19 protein-coding genes are annotated in these 23,647 nt (G+C 58.4%); 7 read left to right on the forward strand and 12 right to left on the reverse strand.

Features of this window, described 5'->3' with window-relative positions; all coding sequences use genetic code 11:
• The first annotated feature begins 296 nt into the window (after positions 1-296).
• Positions 297-959: a hypothetical protein gene (locus tag AC0QKW_RS14340; protein WP_473151755.1), complete on the forward strand. Its 663-nt coding sequence runs from the start codon at positions 297-299 to the stop codon at positions 957-959.
• Positions 960-1,095: 136 nt separating this feature from the next.
• On the opposite strand, the gene secG is transcribed toward AC0QKW_RS14340, so the two are convergent.
• The 6 genes from secG to AC0QKW_RS14370 form a co-directional block, all read right to left on the reverse strand.
• Positions 1,096-1,338, reverse strand: a complete 243-nt coding sequence (gene secG / locus AC0QKW_RS14345; RefSeq protein ID WP_473151756.1) for a preprotein translocase subunit SecG — start codon at positions 1,336-1,338, stop codon at positions 1,096-1,098.
• Positions 1,339-1,521: 183 nt separating this feature from the next.
• Complete coding sequence (gpmI, locus tag AC0QKW_RS14350; protein WP_473151757.1) at positions 1,522-3,120, reverse strand: 2,3-bisphosphoglycerate-independent phosphoglycerate mutase; 1,599 nt, start codon at positions 3,118-3,120, stop codon at positions 1,522-1,524.
• Between the two features lie 322 nt (positions 3,121-3,442).
• The gene (locus AC0QKW_RS14355; RefSeq protein ID WP_473151758.1) at positions 3,443-5,152 is read right to left on the reverse strand and encodes an ABC-F family ATP-binding cassette domain-containing protein; all 1,710 of its coding nucleotides are present in this window, start codon (positions 5,150-5,152) and stop codon (positions 3,443-3,445) included.
• A 239-nt stretch (positions 5,153-5,391) separates the two neighbouring features.
• Positions 5,392-6,684 (reverse strand): dihydrolipoamide acetyltransferase family protein, encoded by a 1,293-nt coding sequence (locus AC0QKW_RS14360; protein WP_473151759.1) that lies wholly within the window; start codon positions 6,682-6,684, stop codon positions 5,392-5,394.
• Between the two features lie 141 nt (positions 6,685-6,825).
• Positions 6,826-7,278, reverse strand: a complete 453-nt coding sequence (locus tag AC0QKW_RS14365; protein WP_473151760.1) for a YlqD family protein — start codon at positions 7,276-7,278, stop codon at positions 6,826-6,828.
• A gap of 116 nt (positions 7,279-7,394) precedes the next feature.
• Entirely contained in the window at positions 7,395-9,365 is a 1,971-nt protein-coding gene (locus AC0QKW_RS14370) for a long-chain fatty acid--CoA ligase (protein ID WP_473151761.1), read from the reverse strand.
• Positions 9,366-9,767: 402 nt separating this feature from the next.
• On the opposite strand from AC0QKW_RS14370, the gene AC0QKW_RS14375 reads away from it, so the two are divergent.
• Positions 9,768-9,968: a hypothetical protein gene (locus tag AC0QKW_RS14375; RefSeq protein ID WP_473151762.1), complete on the forward strand. Its 201-nt coding sequence runs from the start codon at positions 9,768-9,770 to the stop codon at positions 9,966-9,968.
• Between the two features lie 7 nt (positions 9,969-9,975).
• Here the strand turns inward: AC0QKW_RS14375 and AC0QKW_RS14380 are convergent, their stop codons facing one another.
• A complete protein-coding gene (locus AC0QKW_RS14380; protein ID WP_473151763.1) occupies positions 9,976-10,344 on the reverse strand; it encodes a cupin domain-containing protein in 369 nt (122 codons plus the stop codon).
• Between the two features lie 9 nt (positions 10,345-10,353).
• The gene (locus AC0QKW_RS14385) at positions 10,354-12,081 is read right to left on the reverse strand and encodes a putative bifunctional diguanylate cyclase/phosphodiesterase (RefSeq protein ID WP_473151764.1); all 1,728 of its coding nucleotides are present in this window, start codon (positions 12,079-12,081) and stop codon (positions 10,354-10,356) included.
• Positions 12,082-12,675: 594 nt separating this feature from the next.
• On the opposite strand from AC0QKW_RS14385, the gene AC0QKW_RS14390 reads away from it, so the two are divergent.
• Positions 12,676-14,490 (forward strand): protein kinase domain-containing protein, encoded by a 1,815-nt coding sequence (locus AC0QKW_RS14390; protein ID WP_473151765.1) that lies wholly within the window; start codon positions 12,676-12,678, stop codon positions 14,488-14,490.
• A 36-nt stretch (positions 14,491-14,526) separates the two neighbouring features.
• Here the strand turns inward: AC0QKW_RS14390 and AC0QKW_RS14395 are convergent, their stop codons facing one another.
• Complete coding sequence (locus tag AC0QKW_RS14395) at positions 14,527-15,387, reverse strand: transglutaminase family protein (RefSeq protein ID WP_473151766.1); 861 nt, start codon at positions 15,385-15,387, stop codon at positions 14,527-14,529.
• Between the two features lie 560 nt (positions 15,388-15,947).
• On the opposite strand from AC0QKW_RS14395, the gene AC0QKW_RS14400 reads away from it, so the two are divergent.
• Together AC0QKW_RS14400 and codA are read left to right on the forward strand one after the other, a co-directional pair.
• Positions 15,948-16,136 carry a replication restart DNA helicase PriA gene (locus tag AC0QKW_RS14400; protein WP_473151767.1) on the forward strand — a complete coding sequence of 63 codons (189 nt, stop codon included), beginning with the start codon at positions 15,948-15,950 and terminating at the stop codon, positions 16,134-16,136.
• 392 nt (positions 16,137-16,528) lie between these two features.
• Complete coding sequence (gene codA / locus AC0QKW_RS14405; RefSeq protein WP_473151768.1) at positions 16,529-17,782, forward strand: cytosine deaminase; 1,254 nt, start codon at positions 16,529-16,531, stop codon at positions 17,780-17,782.
• Between the two features lie 56 nt (positions 17,783-17,838).
• Here the strand turns inward: codA and AC0QKW_RS14410 are convergent, their stop codons facing one another.
• From AC0QKW_RS14410 to AC0QKW_RS14420, 3 genes are all read right to left on the reverse strand, one after another.
• Entirely contained in the window at positions 17,839-19,467 is a 1,629-nt protein-coding gene (locus AC0QKW_RS14410) for an alpha/beta hydrolase (protein WP_473151769.1), read from the reverse strand.
• 86 nt (positions 19,468-19,553) lie between these two features.
• Entirely contained in the window at positions 19,554-21,101 is a 1,548-nt protein-coding gene (locus AC0QKW_RS14415; protein ID WP_473151770.1) for a D-Ala-D-Ala carboxypeptidase family metallohydrolase, read from the reverse strand.
• A gap of 238 nt (positions 21,102-21,339) precedes the next feature.
• Positions 21,340-22,110, reverse strand: a complete 771-nt coding sequence (locus AC0QKW_RS14420; protein ID WP_473151771.1) for a cation diffusion facilitator family transporter — start codon at positions 22,108-22,110, stop codon at positions 21,340-21,342.
• A gap of 219 nt (positions 22,111-22,329) precedes the next feature.
• Between AC0QKW_RS14420 and AC0QKW_RS14425 the strand changes: the two genes are divergently transcribed.
• Both AC0QKW_RS14425 and AC0QKW_RS14430 read left to right on the forward strand, forming a co-directional pair.
• The gene (locus AC0QKW_RS14425; protein WP_473151772.1) at positions 22,330-23,070 is read left to right on the forward strand and encodes a histidine phosphatase family protein; all 741 of its coding nucleotides are present in this window, start codon (positions 22,330-22,332) and stop codon (positions 23,068-23,070) included.
• A 199-nt stretch (positions 23,071-23,269) separates the two neighbouring features.
• Positions 23,270-23,647: a hypothetical protein gene (locus AC0QKW_RS14430; RefSeq protein WP_473151773.1), complete on the forward strand. Its 378-nt coding sequence runs from the start codon at positions 23,270-23,272 to the stop codon at positions 23,645-23,647.

The following is a 23,647-nucleotide window of genomic DNA, read 5'->3' on the forward strand; positions in this document are numbered from 1 at the left end:
TTGTTCAGGCGAAGGTTGGCGGCACTGGTTTTCAGCTCCTCTCCACGCCAAGTCTGTACCTCTTTACTGGGTGTCACAGCCCCGAGCTTTCCCCCCACAGCTCGACTCTGTTCTGTTAGGCGATCGCCACCGTTAGTCGTCTAAATTAGCCTATCTGGCTACTGATCAGCGCTTTATTCGCTAGCGCGCTGACAATGGCGATCGCCCTAGAGTTTAGCCTCGCTTTTGCCAGGGGCTAAACCGCTTCCGCGTCCTGTCAATTTCGCCACCCTTCCATTTAACCCGCATTTTTGTTCATGAGTTATTTGACTGCCTCGGCTCTCGTTTTTGCCCTGAGTGCTGGTTCTGCTGGGCTATTGGCTGCATCTAACCAGCTTGCCCAGGCGGTTTCTTTTGGTTCCACCCAAGAAGGGCTAGGTCAGGTAGACTCTGCCCTCGGTCAGTTAGTCGCCTCGCCTGACGAACCGACGCTGGGTGCGATCGCCGCCGATGTTTGCCTGAGCCTACCCGACTGGCAGCGCCCCTCAGAGGTAGCCCACGTCAAGCAGCTAGAGGCTATGCCCCGCTACGGCGTCGCCCTGTACAGCGAGCCCCTAGCAGACATGGCCAAAGCCTGGTGGAGCCACGAAATCTTTTCGTTCACCACCTATGGGCTCAGTGCCCGTACCGACCCCCTTTACCTCTCGGGGGTGTGGACGGCCCTAGACGACACCTGGAGCTGCTACGACGGCGACCAGCCTGAGCAAATTAACCAAGGCGAGCTAGCCGAAGTTTGGCTGCTGCACCACCGACTGGTGGGGCTAGACTGGCAAGATGGCCTGTACCGAATCACCGTTGAGCCGGTGGGGGCAGGGCTGCAGCTCGTACAGTTTCCTCGCCAAGAGTCGGAGCCGACTCTACCCATTCAAGTCATGACCACCGCTGGTCAAGTTTTGGCGGTCATGTCTGGCGATTGGTAGGAATTAATTTACTCTGATAAAACGTAAAAGCCCTCCGTTTGTTGGACGAAGGGCTTTTACGTTTTATCAGCCAGGGCTTATATGCAGTAGCTGAAGTGCTCTCTTAGCAGAGGTTTACGATGGCAGCGGCCATTGCCTAAAGAGCGGGGGCATCTAACCAACCGGCGCTCAGCACCACGGTCAGCCCCATGAACAGCACTGTCAGGGTCCAGGTCACGCGGTTGAGAGTGGTTTCGGCGCTTTTGGTGCTGGTAAACAGCTGGGCTTGGCCCCCTAGGCCCCCTAGGCCATCGCCCTTGGGGCTGTGCAGCATGACCAGGGCCGTCAGGCCCACGGCGGCAATCATCCAAATAACCTTCAAAACTGTGGTGACTAGCATCGCGTTTTTAGACTAATTCTTCTTAAGATAACGGGTCTGCTCAACCGCAAGGGGTGCCGGTGGATGCTGCCTATGGGGCGATCGCAGCCCCCAGCCATGGCCAGACTATCTTCCACTATACCCTAGGGCGAGACTCGGTCGCTAAGGCTAGAGACCGGTGGGGCGATCCCCAGGTTAAAGAGCCTAGATCGACAGCTTGACTGGGGTACGGTTGTGGCGAATCTCCACATCGGCGGGGAGAAACATCGATCGCCCGGTCATCTCCTGGGGCTGAGGCAGACCCAAAATTTGCAGAATGGTGGGGGCAATATCCGACAGCCGCCCGTCTTCGCGCAGGTTGACGTCGCCGCCGTAGGCGGGCACCTTGAGCTTCTCACCCTCGACTAAAATGAAGGGCACCGGGTTGGTGGTGTGGGCGGTCCAGGGTTTGTGGTTTTCGTCCCACATCAGCTCGGCGTTGCCGTGGTCAGCAATGATAATGGCGGTGCCCCCGGCTTTGCCGATGCCCTCAATGAGCCGACCCAGCTGCTCATCGACAGCCTGGAGGGCGGTGACGGTAGCATCCATTTTGCCGGTGTGGCCCACCATGTCGGGGTTGGCGTAGTTGATCACCACCAGAGAATAAACCCCCTTCTCAATGGCGGCGAGGGCGGTTTTGGTGACTGCCGCCGCCGCCATCGCTGGAGCCTTGTCGTAGGTGGCCACCATGGGGCTCGACACCAGTTCTCGGTCTTCGCCCTCCAAAGGCTCTTCTAGACCGCCGTTGAAGAAATAGGTAACGTGGGCGTACTTCTCAGTTTCGGCGGTGCGAAACTGCTTGAGGCCGTGGTTGGCTACCACTTCGCCCAAGATATTGCTCAGGTTTTGGGGATGAAAGGCCACCTGCACCGGCATCTCGGGGTCGTACTGGGTCATGGTGACCAAGCTCAAGGGGGCAATCAACTCCCGCTCAAAGCCTTTGAAGCTGGGGTCAACCAGGGCGTGGGTGAGCTGCCGAGCCCGATCGGGGCGAAAGTTGAAGAAAATTACGCCGTCACCGGGGGCGATCGCACCGGGGGCCAGCCGCACGGGTTCGACAAACTCGTCGTTAATCTCTTGATCATAGGAAGCCAAGAGGGCTGCCATAGCGCTCTGGCCACTGCCCTGGCCGGGGTCAGTCATCACCCGGTAGGCTTTCTCCACGCGATCCCAGCGGTTGTCACGATCCATGGCGTAGTAGCGACCGCTGAGGGTGACCAACCGCCCTAGGCCCAGCTGGTCGACAAAATCTTGAATTTTTTGCACCACTATCTTGCCCTCGGTGGGCTTGGTGTCGCGGCCGTCGGTGATGACGTGGATGCAGACTTCCTCAATATCTTGGGCTTTGGCCATCTCCAGCAGGCCAAACAGGTGCAGCAGGTGAGAATGCACCCCGCCCTCAGAACACAGGCCCACTAGGTGCAGTTTGCTGTGGCGGTAGCGCACCGCCTGGCACACCTCCAGCAGAGCTTCGTTTTCTTGCAAGGTGCCGTCTTCAACGGCGTCAGAAATGCGCACCAGCTCTTGGGGCACGATGCGACCCGCCCCAATGTTGAGGTGACCGACTTCAGAGTTGCCCATCTGGCCTTCAGGGAGGCCCACATCCTTGCCCGATGTACGAATCAGGGTGTGGGGATAAGCAGCCCAAAGACTATCCATCACAGGGGTTTTAGCGGCGGCGATCGCATTGCCATCGCTATTTTCCCGATATCCCCAGCCGTCGAGAATAACCAACACCATCGGCGGGATTGACGTTTGACTCATAGGTAAAAATCCTTAGGGACTTGGACTAACGTCTCAGCCATCATAAAATCCCAAAATTGCGCCCCAGCTTTGCACCAGGGGGCCTTAAAAAGGCTGAAACCATTACGCTGAGGGAAAAGCGCCAGACACACTAGTATTGATATCTGCGGCCTAGTAACGGGCTATGGCCATACCTCTGCAACATAGACAACCTTTTCAAAGGCGTCAACAGCAGAATCGAGGTAGGCAGTTAACTTAAGAGAAATTTTTTATAACAGGCATATTACTCTACAACTGCATCATTTTGTAAACTCACCGCTCTGTTGCACTTGCTGCGGCGCACTCACTTGGTCGCGCTAGCTTTGCGCTTTTCCTGCTGCTGTTTGCGCTTGGCCTCGGCCTTTGCCTTTCTCTCGGCCTCTAGGGCCGCCTGCTGGGCCGCAGCCGCCTCTTCGGCTACTTTATCGAGGTAGTAGTGGTAGTCGCCCCGGTACAGCCGCAGTTCGCCATCGCGAATTTCGACAATTTTGGTGGCCACGCGGGAGATAAAATAGCGATCGTGGGAGACCAGCAGCACGGTACCGTCGTAGTGCTGGAGGGCTTCCTCGAGCATTTCCTTGGCGGGGATGTCGAGGTGGTTGGTGGGCTCGTCGAGCATCATCAGGTTGGCGGGGCGCAGCAGCATTTTGGCCAGGGCCAGACGGGCCTTTTCGCCGCCGCTGAGGGCCTTGACCTGCTTAAAGGCCATATCGCCTGTGAACAAAAACCGCCCCAGCAGGGTGCGCACTTCTTCGTTGGTCCAGTCGGGCACCTCGTCGTGAATGGTGTCGATCACGGTTTTTTCTAGATCCAGAGCTTCGGCCTGGTTTTGCTCAAAATAGCTGGGGATCACGTTGTGATCGCCCATTTTGACGCTGCCATCGGCAGGTTTTTCTAGCCCGGCGATCATCCGCAGCAGGGTCGATTTGCCCGAGCCGTTATGGCCGAGAAAGGCAATGCGATCGCCCCTTTCGATCAGCAGATCTGTACCGAGGAACAAGATTTTCTCATCGTAGTTGTGGGTGAGGTCAGAAATGGTCACCACCTCACGCCCGCTGCGAGGGGCAGGGGGAAAACGGAAGTGCAGAGTGCGCACGCTGCCGGTGGGAGCCTCAATGCGCTCGACTTTTTCTAGCTGCTTTTCGCGGCTTTTGGCCTGGGTGCTGCGGGTGGCGCTGGCCCGGAAGCGATCGACAAAGGCCTGCTGCTTGGCAATTTCTTTTTGCTGGCGCTCAAAGGTGCTGAGCTGGGCGGCCAGGTTTTCTTCTTTTTGGGTGAGGTAGGCGGTGTAGTTGCCTAGGTAGGTGGTAGAGACGCCCCGCTCGGTCTCAACGATCTGGGTGCAGAGGCGATCGAGAAACTCGCGATCGTGGGAGACAATCACCATGGGGGTGGTGAGTTTTTTGAGGTACTGCTCTAGCCACTCGATAGTGTCAAGATCTAGATGGTTGGTGGGCTCGTCAAGCAGCAGCACGTCGGGGGCTTGCAGCAAAATTTTGCCCAGGCCCATACGCATCTGCCAGCCACCGCTAAACTCGCTGACGTAGCGATCGCCGTCTGTCGCCTCAAAACCCATCTCGGGCAAGATCTTCTCAATCTGCGCCTCTAGACCGTAGCCACCCAGAGCATCAAACCGTCGCTGTAGCTTATCCAACTCGTGGATGAGGCGATCGAGCTCGTCGGGGTCGGCGGTCTCCATCAGGGTGGGAATGTGATGCAGTTTTGACTGCACCTCGTTGGCTTCTTTGAACACCGTCCAAAATTCGTCGCGCACGGTGTGGCTGGGGTCAACCTCAAACTCCTGGGAGAGATAGGCAATCTTGAGGTCGGCGGGGCGAATGATGGTGCCGGTGGTGGGCTCGGTCTTGCCGGTAATGATTTTGAGCTGGGTTGACTTGCCCGCACCGTTGACGCCGACTAGGCCGATGCGATCGCCCGGCTTCACTTCCCAATTGACGTCTTTGAGAACTTCCCCTGTGGGGTAAATCTTGCTGATGTGCTCTAAACGCAGCATGGGAAAGCTCCAAAGGCGGGGAGTAAACGAATCTTTAACAAAGGTAACGAAAAATGGGGCCAGGTTGCGAAAACCTGGCCGATTAGCCTATTGGTGGTCAATCCAGGGCTGCTAATTGATCGACGCTCATGGGTAGGGTCTTGTTGGGTGCATTGCTGACGCAATGCACCGCCTTAAACGCAAAACGGCACAACCCTACCAATACAGATGCTGAATTGGCAGGGTTGTGCGGAGACACCCTACAGCGTCAACGACTGGGGATTGTTCTCGATCACGTCGGCCAGATCTTTGAGGAAGGCGGCGGCATCGGCCCCGTAGATCACCCGGTGGTCGCAGGTGATATTGACCTGCATCTGCCGCTTGACGCCCATCAGGCCATTGGCGGTGGCGACCACCGTGGGCCGCGAGGCCCCAATGGCGAGAATCGACCCCTGCCCCGGCGGCAAAATCGCGTCAAAGCGATCGACCCCAAACATGCCCAGGTTTGACAGGGTGAAGGTACCGGAGTTGTACTCGTCGGGCTGAAGCTGCTTAGAGCGGGAGCGGGCTACTAGGTCGGCCCAGGTGCGCGACAGCGAATAGATATCGGCCTGGTCGGCATTTTTGAGCACGGGGGTGATTAGCCCGCCCCCTTCCATGGCCACGGCCACGGCGATGTTAATGCCCGCCCGGTACTGAATGCCCTGGTCGGTATAGCCCGCGTTGACCAGAGGGTGCTTTTGCAGGGTGACGGCCACGGCCTTGGCCAGCAGGCCGGTCATAGTCACGCCTTTGGATTTAATCTGCTTGTAGAGGGCGTCTAGATTGTCGGTGGTAATGGTGTAGCCCACGTGGAAGGTAGGCACCGCCAGGCTGACCATCATATTGCGGATGACCGCCTGCTGTAGCGTGTTGAAGGGCACCACCTGGCCTAGGGGGGCGCTGCTGGGGGCCGGGACGGCAGCGGGAATCGGAGCAGATACCGGCGGGGCCACAGCGGCGATCGGGGTGGCGATCGGGCCAGCCAGGCTCGGGGCTTTGCCCGCCGCCAATTCGACATCTTGAGCCACAATGCGTCCGTGGGGGCCACTGCCCTGGAGGGTGGCAAGGTCAACCTTGAGATCTTTGGCCAGCTTGCGGGCGCGGGGCGAAATCACCATCCGACCGCTGCCAGCGGACGCAGCACCGTTTTGGGCGGCGGGGGCGGGGGCCTCGACTATGGCTACCGGAGCAGCGGCTGGCACAGGAGTGGATTCGCCCCCGGCGGCACCGGCTTTAGCGGCAGCCTGCTGTTTGGCGGCTTCGACCTCGGCCTCGGTTTCAGCTAGGAGGGCGATCGCCTCTCCCACCGGGGCCGTGCCCCCCGCTTCTACCACGATCGCCGCCAAAATGCCCTCGTGGAACGACTCCACATCCATATCGGCCTTGTCTGACTCGACAATGACCACGGTTTCGCCCTTTTCCACCTTGTCGCCGGGTGCTTTGACCCAGGACACAATCTTGCCTTCGGTCATGGTGGAGCTGAGGGCGGGCATGAAGACTTCGCGAATCATGGAGATGGCTTCCGAAACGGGTTTAAGACGACAGAGCAGCAGAGATGCCAAGGATTTATTCTATCCCCAAGGCGGAACCATTCGGGCGCTTGCCCGCTCAAGCATAGGTTTTGAGCGGGCAAACGCTCAAAATACCCCAGGCTAGAATTCGCCCCGAATTTCTTGAATGACACCGTCTTTGATCAAGATCTCCACCTGGAGCTTGCGCACCAGATTGTCACCGACCGAGACATTAAAGAAACTTTCTACCTTACCCTGCTCAACTTCTGTATCCATAGCTAAGGTTTGCACCTCTTGCAGCTGCTGGAGATTTTGGTTTTTTTGTTGCAGCAGCTTGCTCTTGTCTTGGTTGAGCTGATTTTGAATATTGCCCATCTGCTGCTGGATCGCGGCAGCGCTGCCGGGCTGGGTTTCAGCCTGCTTCTGCAGCTCGGTGACCATGCGCTGACCCTGCATTTCGAGCTGCTGGAGGCGACCATCAACCTGGTTGATTTGGGCTTGCAGCTGCTTCTGGGCCTCTTCTTTCCAGAGGGGGGTCACGATGGCCTTGATGTTGACTACTCGCTTGAGCAGCAACGCTTGATTCTCATCCATAATCTTTGACTTAAATAAAAGAAATCACCAATACCGAATACGACCGCCGCAGTCTGGGGCCGGACTATTTCACAGGGCGCAGCCGCAGGTTAGTGAAGTCTTTACACCACCGGCAGCTACACAAACATCGCGTCAATCATATCGCGATACCGTGACGTAACCACGGGGCGGCGCACTTTTAGGGTCTGGGTGAGCAGGCCGTTTTCGATCGCAAAGGGCTCAAGAATCAGGCGGAAGGGGCCAACGCGATCGTCGGGACGATAGCCGGGGCGATCTTTGACCTCGCGGGCCAGTTCATCGCGAAACAGCTTCTGTACCCGCTGGTCGTCGAGGGTGATGGCGGTGCAGTCGGCGGGGGGCGAGGTGTCGTCGCCAGGCACCGCGATAAACAGCGATTGGGTTGCTGCCCAGCCCTGGAGGGCATCGAGGTTGGGAACGATCAGCGCGCCGAGCGATCGCTGATCTTGACCCACCAGCATGATCTGGTCGATGTAGGGGCTGCGAATGCAGGCATCTTCGATGGGTTGGGGCTCGATATTCTCGCCGTTGGTGAGCACGATGGTGTCCTTGGCGCGGCCAGTGAGTACCACGTTGCCGTCGCGGCTGATCCAGCCCAGATCGCCCGTATCAAACCAGCCTTCGGAGTCGATCGCCTTTTGGGTAGCCTCGGGGTTGCGGTAGTAGCCCTCCATAATCTGCGGCCCTCGGGCTAGCACCAGCCCCTGACTACCCTGGGGCAGTTCTTGCCGGGTCTCAAGGTCAACAATTTTGATCTCAGTAAAGGGAATCGGCTGCCCGGCGGCTCCGCGCAGGTTGCGCCAGGGGCGACGGGCCGAGAGCACCGGGGCGGTCTCGGTCAGGCCGTAGCCCACCAGCAGGGGCACGCCGATGATCTCAAAGAAAATGTCGATGTGCCGGGCCAGAGAACCACCGCCGCTGATCAGCTGCTTCACCTGGCCGCCCGTGGCCTCGCGCACCTTGCCGTAGACCAGCTTTTTGCCCAGCTGGTGCAGCGGCCACAGCACCAGGGCCATCACTCCCGACCCCAGCCGCCCCAGGGGGGAGATCGCCTGCTCGTCAATTTTCATATCCTGCCAGCGCCAGAGATTTTCGACGTAGCGTTGGCTGAGGCCAAAGCAGGTAAAGATCAGCTTTTGCTTGCCGGGGCTTTGATCTCGAAACTGCTTTTGAGCCCCTTCGTAGATCGACTCCCACAGGCGGGGCACCCCCACCATGTACTGGGGTTTGGTGGCCTTGAGGTCGGCCTTGAGGTGGCGAATGCTGCTGTAGGTCTGGGTGCAGCCCTGGGAAAACAGAAAATATTCGGCGGTGCGCTCAAAGCTGTGCCAAGAGGGCAAAATGCCAACGACGCGATCGCCCGGTTCTGGCTGCACCACCGACCCTAGGGTGTTGATCTGGTGCAGCAGGTTGCGGTGGCTGAGCATCACTCCCTTAGGCTGGCCAGTGGTGCCCGAGGTGTAGATCAGCGTAGCTAGATCTTCCGGCTTGACGGTGACGGGGCTGTAGGGGCGATCGCCCCCCAGGGCCATCAGCTGGCTAAAGTTGAGAATCTTGAGGCGATCGCCCTCAGGAGGCTGCTCATCGGAGAGCAAAATCACCAGGGAAATGGGCAGGGTATCAAGGCGATCGCGCAGCCGTTGCAGCAGCGCCAGCGACTCCACAATCAGCACGGTGCTCTCGCTGTGCTCAGCGATGTAGATCAGCTCTTCTTTTTCAGCGGTGCCGCTGCGCACCGCGTTCATGCCCCCGGCAGTCATGATGCCCTGGTCGGCAATAAACCAGCGGTGGCTATTGTCGGCAAACAGGGCCACGTGGGCGCGATTTTCTATGCCCAACGCCTGCAAGCCGCTGGCAAAGGTGCGAATTGCTTCCCACAGCTGGCGGTAGGTGAGGGTAGCGGCCGGGTGGCCGTGGGGGTCATTGAGGGCCACCGTGTTGCCGTACTTCTCGGCTACCAGGGGCCAGATCTCGTGGAGAGCCTGGATGTGCTCGTAGGGGGTATGACCTTCTAGGCAGGCGCGATCGCGCTGACGAACCTCTTGCAGTGCAGTTGTCGATACAGACATGGCAGCTACCCAAAACTCACAACGGGCCTGCGGCTATGGTACCGCAGCCTGGCTTTAGGCTAGACCGAATCCTGAAAGGCACAACATTAACCATTCCAGAATGACAACTGGTTGGCTAATGCCAGCGCCCGGCCAGACCTGGGCCTAAAACAAAAGCTTCAGGATCAATTCGGTTCAGGACAAACAGCTTTTAATTTCGCTGTCGCAAAATATAGGGTGGGCCAATGCTGGATGCGGTTGTGCCCTGGGCTCGAAAGCCCCTCTAGTGCACCTAGATCCTCGGACTGCTGTGCTTATCACGCCCCTTAGCAGTCTGGCCACACCCCGAGGAGATCGCTTCTGGAGATGAGACTCCCTTCCCCAACGTTTGCCTTTAGCCTATCCCTAAGCCCATTGGGGCCAATGCCTATGCTCTGCACCGCCTGCCAAAACAAGCCCCACTGCGTGGCTGCCCGGCTCGCCCAGGGAGATGCTGACCTAGCGCAGCTTCTCGCCCAGCTCAAGCACTGTAGCCTCAGGTCTGCTCCGCCTTCTCTAGGGCAGCGGCTGATCAGCCTGGGGCGCAGCATAAAGAATCACTTCAGACCCAGCTTGAGAGCCTAGCCCAGACCTAAATCGAGTCAAATACAGTCTCGTCTTCCGGTCGCCAGGCGGGGTCGACCAGACAGATAAAGACCAGCGGGCGATCGCCCGTGTTGCGAATGTACTGACGAGCCTGGGGCGGAATGTAGACCGTATCTCCTGGCTCTACCCAGCTGGTTTCGTCGTCAATGTGCATCTCCCCCTGGCCAGAGAGAATGTAGTAGACCTCGGAGGTGGTTAGGGAGTGGGGGGTAGACACCTGGCCCACTGGCACTACCGCGTGGGCTAAGCTGTAGCGCAGGTCAATGGCCTGTTTGTCGGGGTGCAGCAGCTCCCGCAGCTGGGTGCCGTCGCCAGCAATAAATTCGGGGCAGTCGAGCAGTTTGCGAATCAGCATGGGGGGCAGCTACGGTTTTTCTCGCCCCAGACTTGGGGCTGGGGCGGGGTGATCTGGGGCAATTTTCTTCGTCATCATAGCTTCTACGGCGTCGGGGGCCAGGGGGCGCGAAAACAAATATCCCTGGCCCAGCTCACAGCGCAGTGCCTTGAGCTGGGCGTGGTGGCGCGGGGTCTCAATGCCTTCGGCCACCACATCTAGACCCAGGTTCCAGGCTAGGCGCACCACCGATTGCAAAATCTCCAGCTTCTCAAAGTCTTGGTCAGCGTTTTCAATGAAGGAGCGGTCGATTTTGAGACAGTCGAAGGGAAAACGGTGCAGATAGCTCAGCGACGAGTAGCCGGTGCCAAAATCGTCGATTAATAGCTTAATGCCCATGGCCTTGAGCTGTTCTAGGGTCGAGATAATTGAGTCAGAGTGGTCAATCAGCACCCCCTCCGTCATTTCAATCTTGAGCCGATGGGGCGAAAACCCGGTTTCATCCAGCAGCTGCCGAATTTCTTCGATTAGGTGCGGCTGGTAAAACTGCTTACTCGACATGTTGACGCTAACTGTAAAGTTGGCCATGGCCGGGTATTGTTCCGTCCAAGCCTGCATTTGACGACAAGCTTCGGCCATCACCCAGCGCCCCAGGGGAATAATCAGGCCGCTGGTCTCGGCAATGCCGATAAACTCACTCGGTTGCAAGAGCCCCCTGGTGGGGTGCTGCCACCGCACCAGGGCTTCAAACCCGCTAATTTCTTGATTGTTAATGGTGACGATGGGCTGGTAGTGCAGGCGCAACTCGCCCCGCTCCAGGGCCTGGCGTAGATCAATTTCGGTTTGCAGGTTTAGATCTTGCTGCATCCACAGCGAGTTATCAAAAATACACCAAGATTGATCGGCACCGGCTTCAACTTGGTGCGCCGCCAAGGCCGCATCGTGCAGCCAGTCGTCAGCGGTCTGGTAGTTTGCCGGGCCGAGGGCAATGCCAATCTGGGCGTTGAGGGCGATCGCCCCAGGCAGGCCCGGCTCGGTAACAGCGGCATAGATCTGTTCAGCTAGGTCAATGGCGGTGGTGCTAGTGCTGAGGTTTGCCACTAAAACTACAAACTCTTGCTCCTCAATGCGAGCGAGGGTGGCGGCAGGGCCGACCTGAGCCCGCAGGCGAGTGCCTAGCTCGGCCAGAGTGCTGGCCTGGGCTGCTTCGAGGCCGCTCAGGGCGATAAACAACAGCGCCATCAAGCGGTGAGGCTGACCATGGGCCAGAGCCAGGGCATGGGCCAGCCGATCTAGCAGCAGCAGGCGATTGGGTAGCCCGGTCACCGCATCCCAAAATCCTTGTTTGATCAGGGCGGTCTCTCGCTGTTTGGCAGCAGAAATATCCCGCAGAGTCAGCAGCGCAGCGCCAGGTTGCCCCGGTAGGCTGAAGGGGTGGCTGGTCAAGGCCACCCACTGAAGCTGGGGTGGTGCTCCCACCGATAGCAGCAGCTCCTCATCTTGGAGGTGCTGCCCGGCCAGCACTCGGGCGAGGGGCATGTCGGCCCTATCAAAGGGGCGATGGTGACGGCTGAGCACCCGATATTTGGCGGTCTCGTCATCGATCGCTAGCCCCGCAATGCCCCCCGGCAGCATTGCCTCAGCGGCAGCATTGCAGAATAAAAGGCACCCAGTCTGGTCAACCGCGATGACGGCCTCAGGTAGGTGGCTCAGCACGGCTAGACAAAGCTCGGCATCGGCAATAGGAAGCTGTTGCATGGGGGCAACCGTAGCGAAGAGGGCAGGGAATGTAGAGGCAGTGCCTGGAGAAGCAGGTCACAACCGTCTAAAGCTAGGGAGTCAAGAGATCATGGCAGCAGACATGGCACCACCAGTGCCAAGGTGCCGTCATTGAACTAGCGTGTCGTTATTAAAGATTAAGCTTCAGACTCTAAGCTTAGACCACTAGTTTGCCCAGGCCGATCGCCAAACTATGCTCTGGTCAATGAGCCAACTGCCCCATGGATCGTTCAGTGGCCCGCTATAGGCATCATAGCCGAGTGTAAAGTTGCGGCTAAACTGCGCTGAGTTGTTTCTACAGAGCAGTTCTGCCCTTCGACTTAGAGCCTAAACTAGACCTGGTGCATTAATCTGTGTTGTCACACCGATCGGTTTTGTTACACACAGTAGAGTTGGCTTTACCTTGGGGTTGATGCGATCGCTAGAGCAGGGTTTTAGAAACCCCTGTGCTTGGCAATCAACGATCAACGGTTAAGAAACTCGACTGACCGATTGGCCTGGCGTTACCGATAGCCTTTAGATTCAAAGGAAACATAGTTAAATGACCAGGCTGGCAAAGACATCTTGAGCAGCATGGAGCAGGCATTACTGGGGGGGCGGTATCAAGTTATCCGACGGCTGGGGTCAGGAGGGTTCAGCCGCACCTTCCTAGTGACCGATATTCACCTGCCCAACCACCCTCAGTGCGTCATTAAGCAGCTTAAGGTTCAAGACAAAGATACGGGCACCCTGGATATGGCCCGTCGTCTTTTTGATACCGAGGCTAGGGTGCTCTATCAGTTGGGCAATCATCCCCAAATTCCTGCCTTGATGGCCCACTTTGAAGAAGACCAGGAATTTTACCTGGCTCAAGAATATATTGACGGCAGCCGCCTCACCCGCCAGGTGGAGGAGGGCAAACCTTGGTCAGAGACTCGGGTGGTGCTGCTGTTACAAGAGGTGCTGGAGATTCTCTCCTTTGTCCATCGCCAGCAGGTGATTCACCGCGATGTGAAGCCCTCTAATTTGATTCGCCGCCACCGCGACGGCAAGCTGGTACTGATCGACTTTGGCGCAGTGAAGCAGGTCACCTCATCACCGCTGCTCGATGCCGAGACTGGGGCCACCAACATTACAGTGGCCATTGGCACCCACGGCTATATGCCCAATGAGCAGTACGCGGGCAAACCCCGGTTTAGTAGCGATGTCTATGCGGTGGGCATTTTGGGCATTCGGGCGTTGACCGGTATGCACCCCCAAAAAATTGAGGAAGACCCAGAGACCAGCGAGCTAGATTGGCGGCGGCACGCCCCCACCGTATCGTCGTCGCTGGCGGCGGTGCTCGACAAAATGGTGCGCTACGACTTTCGCGATCGCTACCCCACCGCCCAGGAAGCCCTCGAAGCTCTACAAAATTTGCCCAACCCTATGCAGGGGCTGCTGAACAATCAGATTTATCAAACCTGGATGAAGGGTGCCAACGGCTATGGCCCTACGATTCCGGGGGAAGATCACGACACGACAGCTGGGCCGATGGAGACCTCAGAACCCACCGCCTTTGCCGACGACCAAGATTCGACCGCGCTGCTGCCGGTCGATTTAGCCTATGCCAACGGCAGCGGTCGATCGCCCGAGCCCCTGCACCATGATTTAAAACCCCGTTTTCGGCCCCGATCGCTGGCGGCGGTTGGTCTGCTGAGCACCTGGGCTCTGGCTCTGGTGCTATGGCGCAGCGGCCTTACCATTGCCTTTACCCCCAACGGCGACCAAGCCAGCATCGCCTTTGAATCAACCCAGGTGCCGCCCCTAGCTACAGATCTGGGCCTACTACTACCCCCCGCCGAAAAGACCGCCTACCTGGTTAGTCGAGGCGACCAGCGTCTCCAGCAAAAGCGCTACCCCGACGCGTTAACCACCTATGACGAGGCGATCGCTGTTCGCTCTGACTCGGCTCCGGCCTACTTGGGGCGGTGCAAAGCCCTAATTGCCCTCAAACGCCCCAGCGAAGCCATCGCCGCCTGCGATGATGCCCTGGCCTATAGCACCTACTACCCCGAGGCTGTACGCAGCAAGGGCAACGCCGAAGAGCAGCAGGGTCGGCTGCTGGCTGCCCTGGCGCTGTACGAAGAAACCAACCGTCTGATGCCGGCCATGTTTGAGGGCTGGCTCGATCGCGGTCGAGTGCTGCAACGACTGGGGCGGTCAGCGGAGGCGATCGCCGCCCTGGAGGAAGCGATCGCCCGCAACCGCGAGTCGGCAGAGGCGTGGACTATTATGGGTGAGGCCACTTGGGCTCTAGAACGTTACGACCAGTCTATTGTGGCCTTCGACAAAGCCCTGCAAGTTGACCCTGACTACGCCCCGGCCAAAGAGCAGCGCCAGCAAGCTCGCAGAACCCTAGGGCGGTAGGGGTCTCCTACTCCTGAGAAACTCTATCTCTAGTCTTCAGTCTTCTATCACCTCAACCCGGACCTCGGTCTCTAGGGTTGACTCTGTGCGGCTGCCCTCCTGGGTAGTACCATTAATCGGCAGCGTCTGGGTCGGAAAAGGACTAGCTACCACAGCGATGTGGCGATCGGCTACGGTGAGACCGTGGGTGGGGTCAAAGCCCCGCCAGCCACCCCCAGGCACATACACCTCAGCCCAGGCGTGGAGATCGCGCTCTGTCACGGTGCGATCGCCCTCCTCATAGCCGCTGACAAAGCGGGCCGCCAGCCCCATGGCCCGACAGGCCTCGATAAATACCACCGCAAAATCGCGGCAGCTACCCCGCCGGTTGGCCCAGGTCACCCCCGCTGGCCAGGGGTAACCGGTGGGCCGAGTGATATAGTCACAGGTCTCGTAGATTTGGGCCACTAGGGTCGTGAGAAAGTAGCCCACATTGCCCTCGACCTGCTGGGCGATCTGCTGGGCCAGATCGATTATGCCTGGGGCGATCGGATCGTGGCTGGGGCTGAGATAGGGCAACAGCACTGTCCGTAGGGTACTGGGGTAGTCCACCGGTAGGGTGGCGGCCCAGGGCTCAGTCAAGTAGTCAAAGGGGTTAGCGCGGTAGGTCTCGACCTCGGCGGTGGTCACCAGGGTGAGTTGATCGGTCGGCACGGCGGCAAACCAAAGCCCGTCAATCGTGTTGCCATCGGTGTCAGCAATGGCCGTCTGCTGGCTAGGAATGGGGGTCACCTCCAGGCTAAACGCGATCAACCGTTGAGCGCCATCACTGCGGGGGCGCAGCCGTACCGTGTGGTTGTACAGCGTCACAGGTTGCTGATAGCGATAGTGAGTCAAGTGACGAATTTGGTAGCGCATAGGTTGGCAAAATATTTAAAAAAACAGTAATCAGAGAGACAATTAGCAGTTCTCTTAATGAAAATAGATGAAATTAATTCCTCTTTCTCGATCCGTGAGCCGTGGCTAAAACCCAGGAACCTAAAAATAGTTTGTCTCCATCTAGACCTAAGCAGTCACCCTCAGGATCTCACTGGCAGGGATCCAATTTCTATCAGTAGCGGCTTTACATTTTGGTAATTTGTGCTTATGTCAGTGGGCATAGAGCTAGCCGCTTAAGATGGCGCGATCGACTCTCTCCAACGGCGGGGATCATCACCAGCAGGCTGATCCCAAGGTTAAGCATTTATAAAAAAAAGTTGCACCTCCCGAAAATCAGCGACATAATAGCTGCTATAGGGAACAGAATTTTTAGCCTTTGGCGCTTGACCTACAGCGCCTGAAAGTAGCGCTCACATTATCCTCGCAATGTTAATCGTCATTGCGAGTTTATTTTTGGCAAAAACTAGGCTCCAAATAATATCTCTGATTTATCTCATCATTTTCATTCACCCTACTAAATAGCTGCCGGAGTCATCCAGATGATTGGTTATTCTCAACAGGTTCATTGCCCTAACTGTGGCCATCTAGCCGAAAGGCACCATATTAGCCCTGATCAGATGGTGCGCACCCAATGTGCCGCCTGTGACTATCTCATGATTACTTGTGCTCGCACCGGCAAGGTGATCGAGGCCTATGCCCCAGGGTTATTTGCTGCCTCGGCGCGCTAGCTCAGCGCACCCCAGCGCAGCACCCGCCTGAGACTATCCCACCTGAGTGTTGCCGCTAAACCTTGTCGGGGCGCTCGCCGCGATCGGCCCAGTGGGTCAAGTTCGCCACTGGACGTAGGGGCTGTTGAGAATATCTCAACTTCTCTGTCTAAAGATGGGTGTGCACTCAACCGGCTGGGTTGCCCCCAGGTTGATCTTTTGAGATGAGTTATTCTCAGGCTATTTCTACATCGACCACAGAAATCCCCAGCTTTAGACCCGTTCTAAAGCTGGGGATTTCTGTGGTCGGCAAGCTGGGGAAGCCCCTAGCTCTGGTCTAATCAGCACCTCAGCAGACTTGGTATAGTCAAAGCCAAACCCTGCGGGGAACCTCATCAGGAGACGATCTAACCATGGACATGATCTTGCGAGACTGCCGACTTCCCAGCGGAGAATCGGTGGATATTGGCCTGGATGGGGGCTACATTCGGGCGATGGCACCTAACCTCGCGGCCCAGGCCACCCAGGAACTCACTCTGGGTGGAGCGCTGGTGAGCCCCCCTTTTGTGGAGTCGCACATTCACCTTGACTCGGCCATGACGGTGGGTCAACCTCGCTGGAACCAGAGCGGCACTCTGTTTGAGGGCATTGAGATCTGGCGCGATCGCAAACCATTTCTCACCTTTGACGATGTAAAGGAGCGGGCGATCGCCACGCTCAAACTCCAGGCCCAGCAGGGGGTGCTGTTTGTGCGCAGCCACATCGACGTCAGCGAAGCCAGCCTCACCGGCCTCAAGGCTCTGCTCGAAGTCCGCGACGCGGTGAAGGACTGGATCACCGTGCAGGTGGTGGCCTTTCCGCAGGATGGCCTCTACGGCAGCCCCGGCAACCTAGAGCTAATGGCAGCAGCGCTCCAGCTAGGAGCCGACGCCGTGGGCGGCATTCCCCACTATGAGATGACCCGCGAAGACGGTGTGCAGTCTGTCCACCGGATTTTTGAGCTGGCTCAGCAGTACGATCGCCTGATCGACATCCACTGCGACGAAATCGACGACGACCAGTCGCGCTTTCTCGAAGTCGTCGCCGCCTGCGCCATTCGGACTGGCCTTGGTGACCGCGTCACCGCCAGCCACACCACCGCCTTCGCCAGCTATAACAACGCCTACGCCGCTAAGCTCATGGGTCTGCTGGGGCGATCGCAGATCAACTTTATCGCCAACCCGCTGATCAACATCACCCTGCAAGGCCGCACCGACACCTACCCCAAACGGCGCGGCGTCACCCGCGTCAAAGAACTCTGGCAGCAGGGCCTCAACGTCAGCCTGGGCCACGACTGCATCCAAGACCCCTGGTACAACCTGGGCAGCGGCAACATGTTAGAAGTGGCATCGATGGCCGTCCACATCTGCCAGATGACCGGCCAAGACGAAATCGCCGCCTGCTACGACATGATCACCGTCAATGGTGCTAAAACGCTTTCTCTCCAAGATTCCTACGGTCTTGAAGTCGGCAAACCAGCCAACTTGATTGTGCTCGATGCCGATAGCCCCTACGAGGCGATCCGCCGTCGGGCGACGGTGACCCATGTCTTTTCTCAGGGAAATCTTTTGGTGGAGACGGTGCCGGAGGTGGTGCGGTGGAGGGAAGTCGCGGGGCGGGGTGAATAGACGGTTGAGTACCACTTGTCTGGCCTTGACTCACCAATTTGAACGCAATGCGATCGTTAAGGCGATCGGGGAGATAGAGTGCCTTGATCTGAGGCCCGCACAAACTCCCCGCTGGCTAGGTGTAGTTTGCCCTGGGGCGTGTGGTCAAAGACCAGTGACACGCTGGCGATCGCCGTCAGGTCGACCCCGTGAAACTGGCCCAGGGGAATGCGCAGGCTGCTGGGGTAGAGTGGCGCCGTGAACCCGTGGACGGAGTCGCTCTCAAACTGGCGCAGGGCAGGCACCGTCGAGAGAATCTCAACCCGAGCGGCGTTGTGCCGCTGGTCGCGCAGCACGATCGCCATCGCCGGCTGCCCCGGTGGCAAAGCCCAGGTCGCATCTGGGGCCAGGCGTAGGTCTAGGCTGCTAAAGGCAGAGATATCTACTCCTCCGAGGGGCAGGGTGAGGGACTCTGTAGGGGTTTGCCAAGCCACCGTCAGCAAATCCAAAAAGTGAGGATAGGGTCGCGGCCCTGGAGTACAGGTTGTAAAGGCCTGGCACTGGGTCAACAGCAACCCCTGACTAGGGGTTACTGGGCTGGCATCGCCGGGATCAAACACCGGGTAGCGCTGGGCTGCGGGCACAATCAGCTGCGACAACACGGGCAGATTATACGCCTCGCCCGGTGCCGGGCGAGTAGGGTCTAGGGCCAAAGCGGCAGGTTTTTTTGCCCCCCAGACGGCTTCTAAAAATGCCGGTATGTACTGGCTGAGAAAGGTTTCTTGGGCGACGCGGGAGAGGCGATCGCGCGAGCGCTGGGGGTTGCACAACGGCGCATTATTGGGATTGCGGTAGTAGTCGTCCTCCACAACAGCCGTGTTGAAAAAGTTATGGTTGGCCCCCGGCAGCAGCAGACCGAGCACCGGGGTCTGGCGCGATTGCTGCCGAGCGGTTTCGACGTAGTAGAGGCTGCTGAGGTCAAAAATATCGCGATCGCACCCCCCAGCTACCACAACCGTCGGCACATCGGGCAGTTGGTAGGCATCGGGCCGCTGAAGCATGGGATAGCTGCGGGTGGGGCTGATCAAGACTAGGGCTGCGATCGGGCCGAGGCCCTCGACCATAGCACCTTCCGCTCCGGCTCGCTGGATGGCGCTGAGCGCCGCTGCCCCACCGCCCATAGAGTGGCCCACCACCGCCAACTGGGCCAGGTCAACCCGCCCTGTCAGCGGCAGGCCAAACCCCATCTCATCGCCCTGATTAGCCTGGGCCAGGCGAGTCAGGTGGGCATCGAGAATCTGACCGCTACGCTGGTCAGCCAGGTCGTTGCGGTTGGCGGCGATGGCCCCAAAGGTCTCGGTAAAGGCTGCATTGAGATTGGGGATCAATACTCCGTAGCCCGCCTCGGCCAAAGCCTGGGCCAGGTAGGCAAAGCCCCAATCAAAGCGGGTTTCGGTACCAGTAGGGCAAGGCCACTGGCTGAGCCCGTCGGGGACAAAGTGGCACCCGGCATGGCGACCGTGGAGAATGACCACCCAGGGCACCGGGCCAGGGGTGGCGGGAAGGGCGATCGCCCCATTCAGCGGCAGCGGCACCCGATCAAAGGCCGTCTCGGTCTGGGTCAGGGTGGTTGTCCCTAGATCGTAGGGGCTGACCAGCGGCAACCCTGATAAGTCAACGGCTGGAGCAATCTCAGGCGGCGGCACAAAGGCAAGCCCTGGCGCTATTCCCAAGCAGCTGAGGAATAGTCCCAGGGCGAACCATAGTCCAATTTTTTGCGCCAATTTTTTGACTAGTAGCCGTAGCTCCAGCGGGCGCGATAGCCCCGCACATCGATGTGGGTAAATACCGAAGAACTGGCCAAGCCGCCCCGGTTACCCCACCAGCCATTCAGGCGGGCATACACGTCAGAGCAGCGCACTCCAGGCACCACAAAATCGACGGCATCTCCCACTAGGTGTCGCGACATAGAGGCCCCACCCACGGCAGCATTGGTGCGCGGGTCACGATACCAGGAGTTAATTCGCAGCGGCTTATCGCCGTACATTTTGCGAATCTCTTCCATCGCGTCGGCGACGCGCAAAATGCCGTAGACCACACCAGAGTTAGCTGGGCGACGGTAGGCACCGGTAGATCGATTGACGTGCAGTGCCTCACCCCAGGTAAAGTTGCCCCGCACCCCGTACTTGTTTCTCGGCTGAATGGGGTCGTTAGAGTAGTAGGTGCCAGTAAAGCCCGGCAGGGTAATGGCAATGCCCCGGTCTACCGGGTTGACGGGCTGCCCAGTGCCCTGGTCGTTGGGCTTGTTGCCAATCTCAGTGCCCGAAATTTGAATGTCGGGCACATAGGCATACCAAGTAGTGCGATTTTGGGGGCCGAGAAAAGCCCCTTGCAGGGCCACCCGCACATGGTTTTTATCGGGTTGGGCGTAGGAGTTGAGCAAAAATACGGTGCCCTTTTTCACCAGCACTTTTTCGGCGTCGGGCAGCTGGCTCGACTGCACCGGCTGCGACTTAAAGATAGTGTCGCCTGTAATCTCAAGGGTTTGGCGATTGCCTTCAACTTTGGTATCAGGGCTGTAGACATACCACTTGGTGCTAACCTCGGCCCCAACCAGAGAATCTACCAGATCTAATTCGTAGTGGTCACCCGCTGCTGGTTTAAAGGCCAGCAGCATCAACTGCGTACCATTTTTAACAAATACTTTTTGGGCGTCAGGGAGCTGCGACGATATTTTAGGTTCAGCTTTAAAGAGAGTGTCGCTTACCACCCGCAGCCGCACGCCCGTCAGCACATCGATATCGGGGGTGTAAACGTACCAGCTGCGGTTCTTTTTATCACCAATGGTGGGTTCGCGCAGCTGCACTTGCCAGTGGTTTTTGCCCACATCAATGTAGTACTGAATGTCGAAGGTGGTGCCGTTGGTAACCAGCACCTTTTCAGCATCGCTCAGCTCACTCGCCAGCTTGGGCTGAAGCTTAAAGAAGGTGGTGCTTTTAACCCGCAGAGTGAGGCTATTGATTGCCGAAGGAGGGGTTTCGCCACCTGGAGTTTCGGGCTCTGCGGTGCCACCACCTTCTGGGGGGGGGATCTCTTCTGGGGGCGACGGGGGCAGCACTGTGCCGCCCCCGATCTGCTCAGGCTCAGGGGCACCAGTGCCAATAGAGACCGTCATGGCCAGAGGGGCGTCAGAGCGCAAAAACCACTCTCGCATGCCCTCGACGTTGAGCACTTGCTCCTTGGGGTTATTGGAGGACGGTCGCTTTTGAATGCGGGAAATCCACTGATTGCCCTGCATGAGGTAAAACGCTTCGTCGGTTTCCTTGACCCAGGTACCCATGATGGCTCTCCGGTAAACACAGAGGCGGCGTTGGTTGTAGGCCACCTAGCTAAGAATAGTAGAGTCTATTGGAGGATGTGGCGCAGTTTTGCAGCTCAGAAGTCTAGTTTTTTACTCAGGAGGGTGAGATTGGCAGGGGGGTGGATGGCCGTTTTGAGGAAATTTCTAGAAAATAAGCTGCCAACTGCAATCTAACGACTGTGGCCCCTATGAAGTGGCACGGCCCATCAGGGCGGCACTATTTTCTAGGCGTTGCTTGATGGCTGGGTAAGTCGGAAGCGGCCCCCAAAATCTGGGCGCTGAGGTCGGTATGCCCGGTTTCTAAAAAGCCAAAGGGCGTCAGATCGGTGGGTGGCTGCCCCGCCAGGTGCTTCCAGCTCTGAAAAATTAGCGGTAGGGCACTGCTGCCAATCAACAGGGCGATCGCCAAACTCAGCGCCCCGTCGACCCAAAACCAGTGAAATAGGGCCATACACACCGCCCCGACAATCACCCCGATAGAGCTGGCCAGGTCGGCCACCACATGCAAAAATGCGCCCCGCAGATTGAGCGATTCATCGCCTTGGCCGTGTAAGAGCCATACCCCAAAGCCGTTGATGCCCAGGCCGATCAGGGCGGTGCCCAGCATCGGGGCACTGACCGTGGCCGTTGGCGGAGCCTGGAGGTGCTGCCACGCTTCTAGAGAAATCAGCCCCGCTAGGGCTAGCAGCCCCGCGCCGTTGACCAGGGCGGCGATCGCCTCTAGGCGCGGCTGGCCGGGTCGCGGTCGAGCCAGGGTGAGCCGCGTGAGCCAGCTAGCCGACAGCGCCAGGCCAATGGCCCCCACATCGGTCAGCATGTGCCCGGCATCAGACTGTAGGGCTAAGCTGTGGCTGCTACTGCCCACTAGCCACTCCACCACCGCAAACCCCAGCACTAGGCTGAGAAATAGGCCCAGACGCTGACGATCGGCGGCATCGAGACCACAGCGACAGGCAAAGGGCTGACCAGCATGGGCAGAGGGCAACATGGACAAACTGTTAAGACCGCAACTAGAGAATGATTTGCCTAAGCATTTTGGCACGGTTCAACCAGTTTGAACCCGCCGATAGACAGTTTGTCCGCTGCCCCCCATTCTCCATCTGCTCAGCAAGGCTCCATACCCAACGGGCTCAATTGGGAAAATAAGGTTGCCGCTCCTGACTTCTACAATTGAGCGATGGCCTGTCGTTGACCCCATCTCATGCCCATGCTTAAGTTGCTGCTTGTGCGCCACGGTCAGTCGGTAGGCAACACCGAAGGCCGCATGGAAGGCACTAGCTCTACCGCCCTGACCCCGCTGGGTGTGCAGCAGTCTCTAGCGCTGGGGCTACGCCTGGCTACTGCTGGCTGGTACCCCACTCACCTCTATGTCAGCCCCCTAGAGCGGGCCACCGCGACCCAGCACTATTTGCTGCAAGGGTTCACGGAAGTTGATAGTCAGCACCGGCCCAGCCCTGAGCCAGCGATCGCCGCCCCCGTAGGGTGGGCACCGCCCACCCATCCCGAAATACTCGACGACCTCAAGGAATACGACGCCGGAATTTTTACAGGATTGACCTGGGCCGAGGCCAGCGCCCAATACCCCGACCTTTGCTACCAGCTCGAAACCAGCCTCGATTGGCAGCCCATTCCCCAGGCTGAGACTCTGGCAGCGGGCAGCGCTAGGGCACAGCGGGTGGTCGATCGCCTGCTCAGTCACAGCAACGGCGATCGCATTTTGGTCATCAGCCACCACTGGATCTTGCAGCAGATCGTCGCTCGGCTGCTGGGCTGCGATTCGCGAAGCGATCCGTTCCGGAATCGCACCTGGGGGCTCCCCATGGCCAACACCGCCTGCTTTGAGTTTTGGCTTGATCGCGATCGCTGGGATGACCCTGGCCCCAACCGCCTCAACACCGAGCTGTGGCAGATCCAGCGATTCAATGACACCAGCCACCTCCAGGCGTAGTGCGGGACGGTGGAAAATCCTGACTTTCGTCGCCCCGGCAGGGCTGACAGGTGAGGAATTCTTCGTGGCTGCGATCGCTAGCGGAATGGACATGGTAAAACGTTGAAACCAACGGCCAAACTTTGTAGTACGCTTGAACCAAGGTCAGCGCCCTTGCCCCATTAGCTCAAAACTCACCGGTTCCTACGGAGACAGCCCCATGGCCCAGCCCAGCAGCAGCATCGCCGCCACCGCCTCAGACAGTCTAGAGGCCGAAACTCCAGTCGTCGAAGCAGATGACGACACCATCTCCACCGAGCCAGCAGATCCCGACCAGATTGACGATCTCTTCAAAGACCTCAAAACTCTGCTCAGCACCGTCGAAAAGCTGCAAAAGGCGCGCCAAGATGTCGGCGATATTAAGCCTCTTATCCTGCGCCTGCTCGACGGCGAGCTGCTGTCCGGCGACGATCTAGAAGAACTGCGCGGCGGCATTGGGGGTCTGTCAAAAATCCTCAAACTCTACGGCGATTACCAGATCGCCCTAGAGCGCGCTCAACCCGCCCGCACCATTCTCGACCAGCTGCTGAAATCCTAA

The organism is Pseudanabaena sp. PCC 9330, assembly GCF_055795045.1.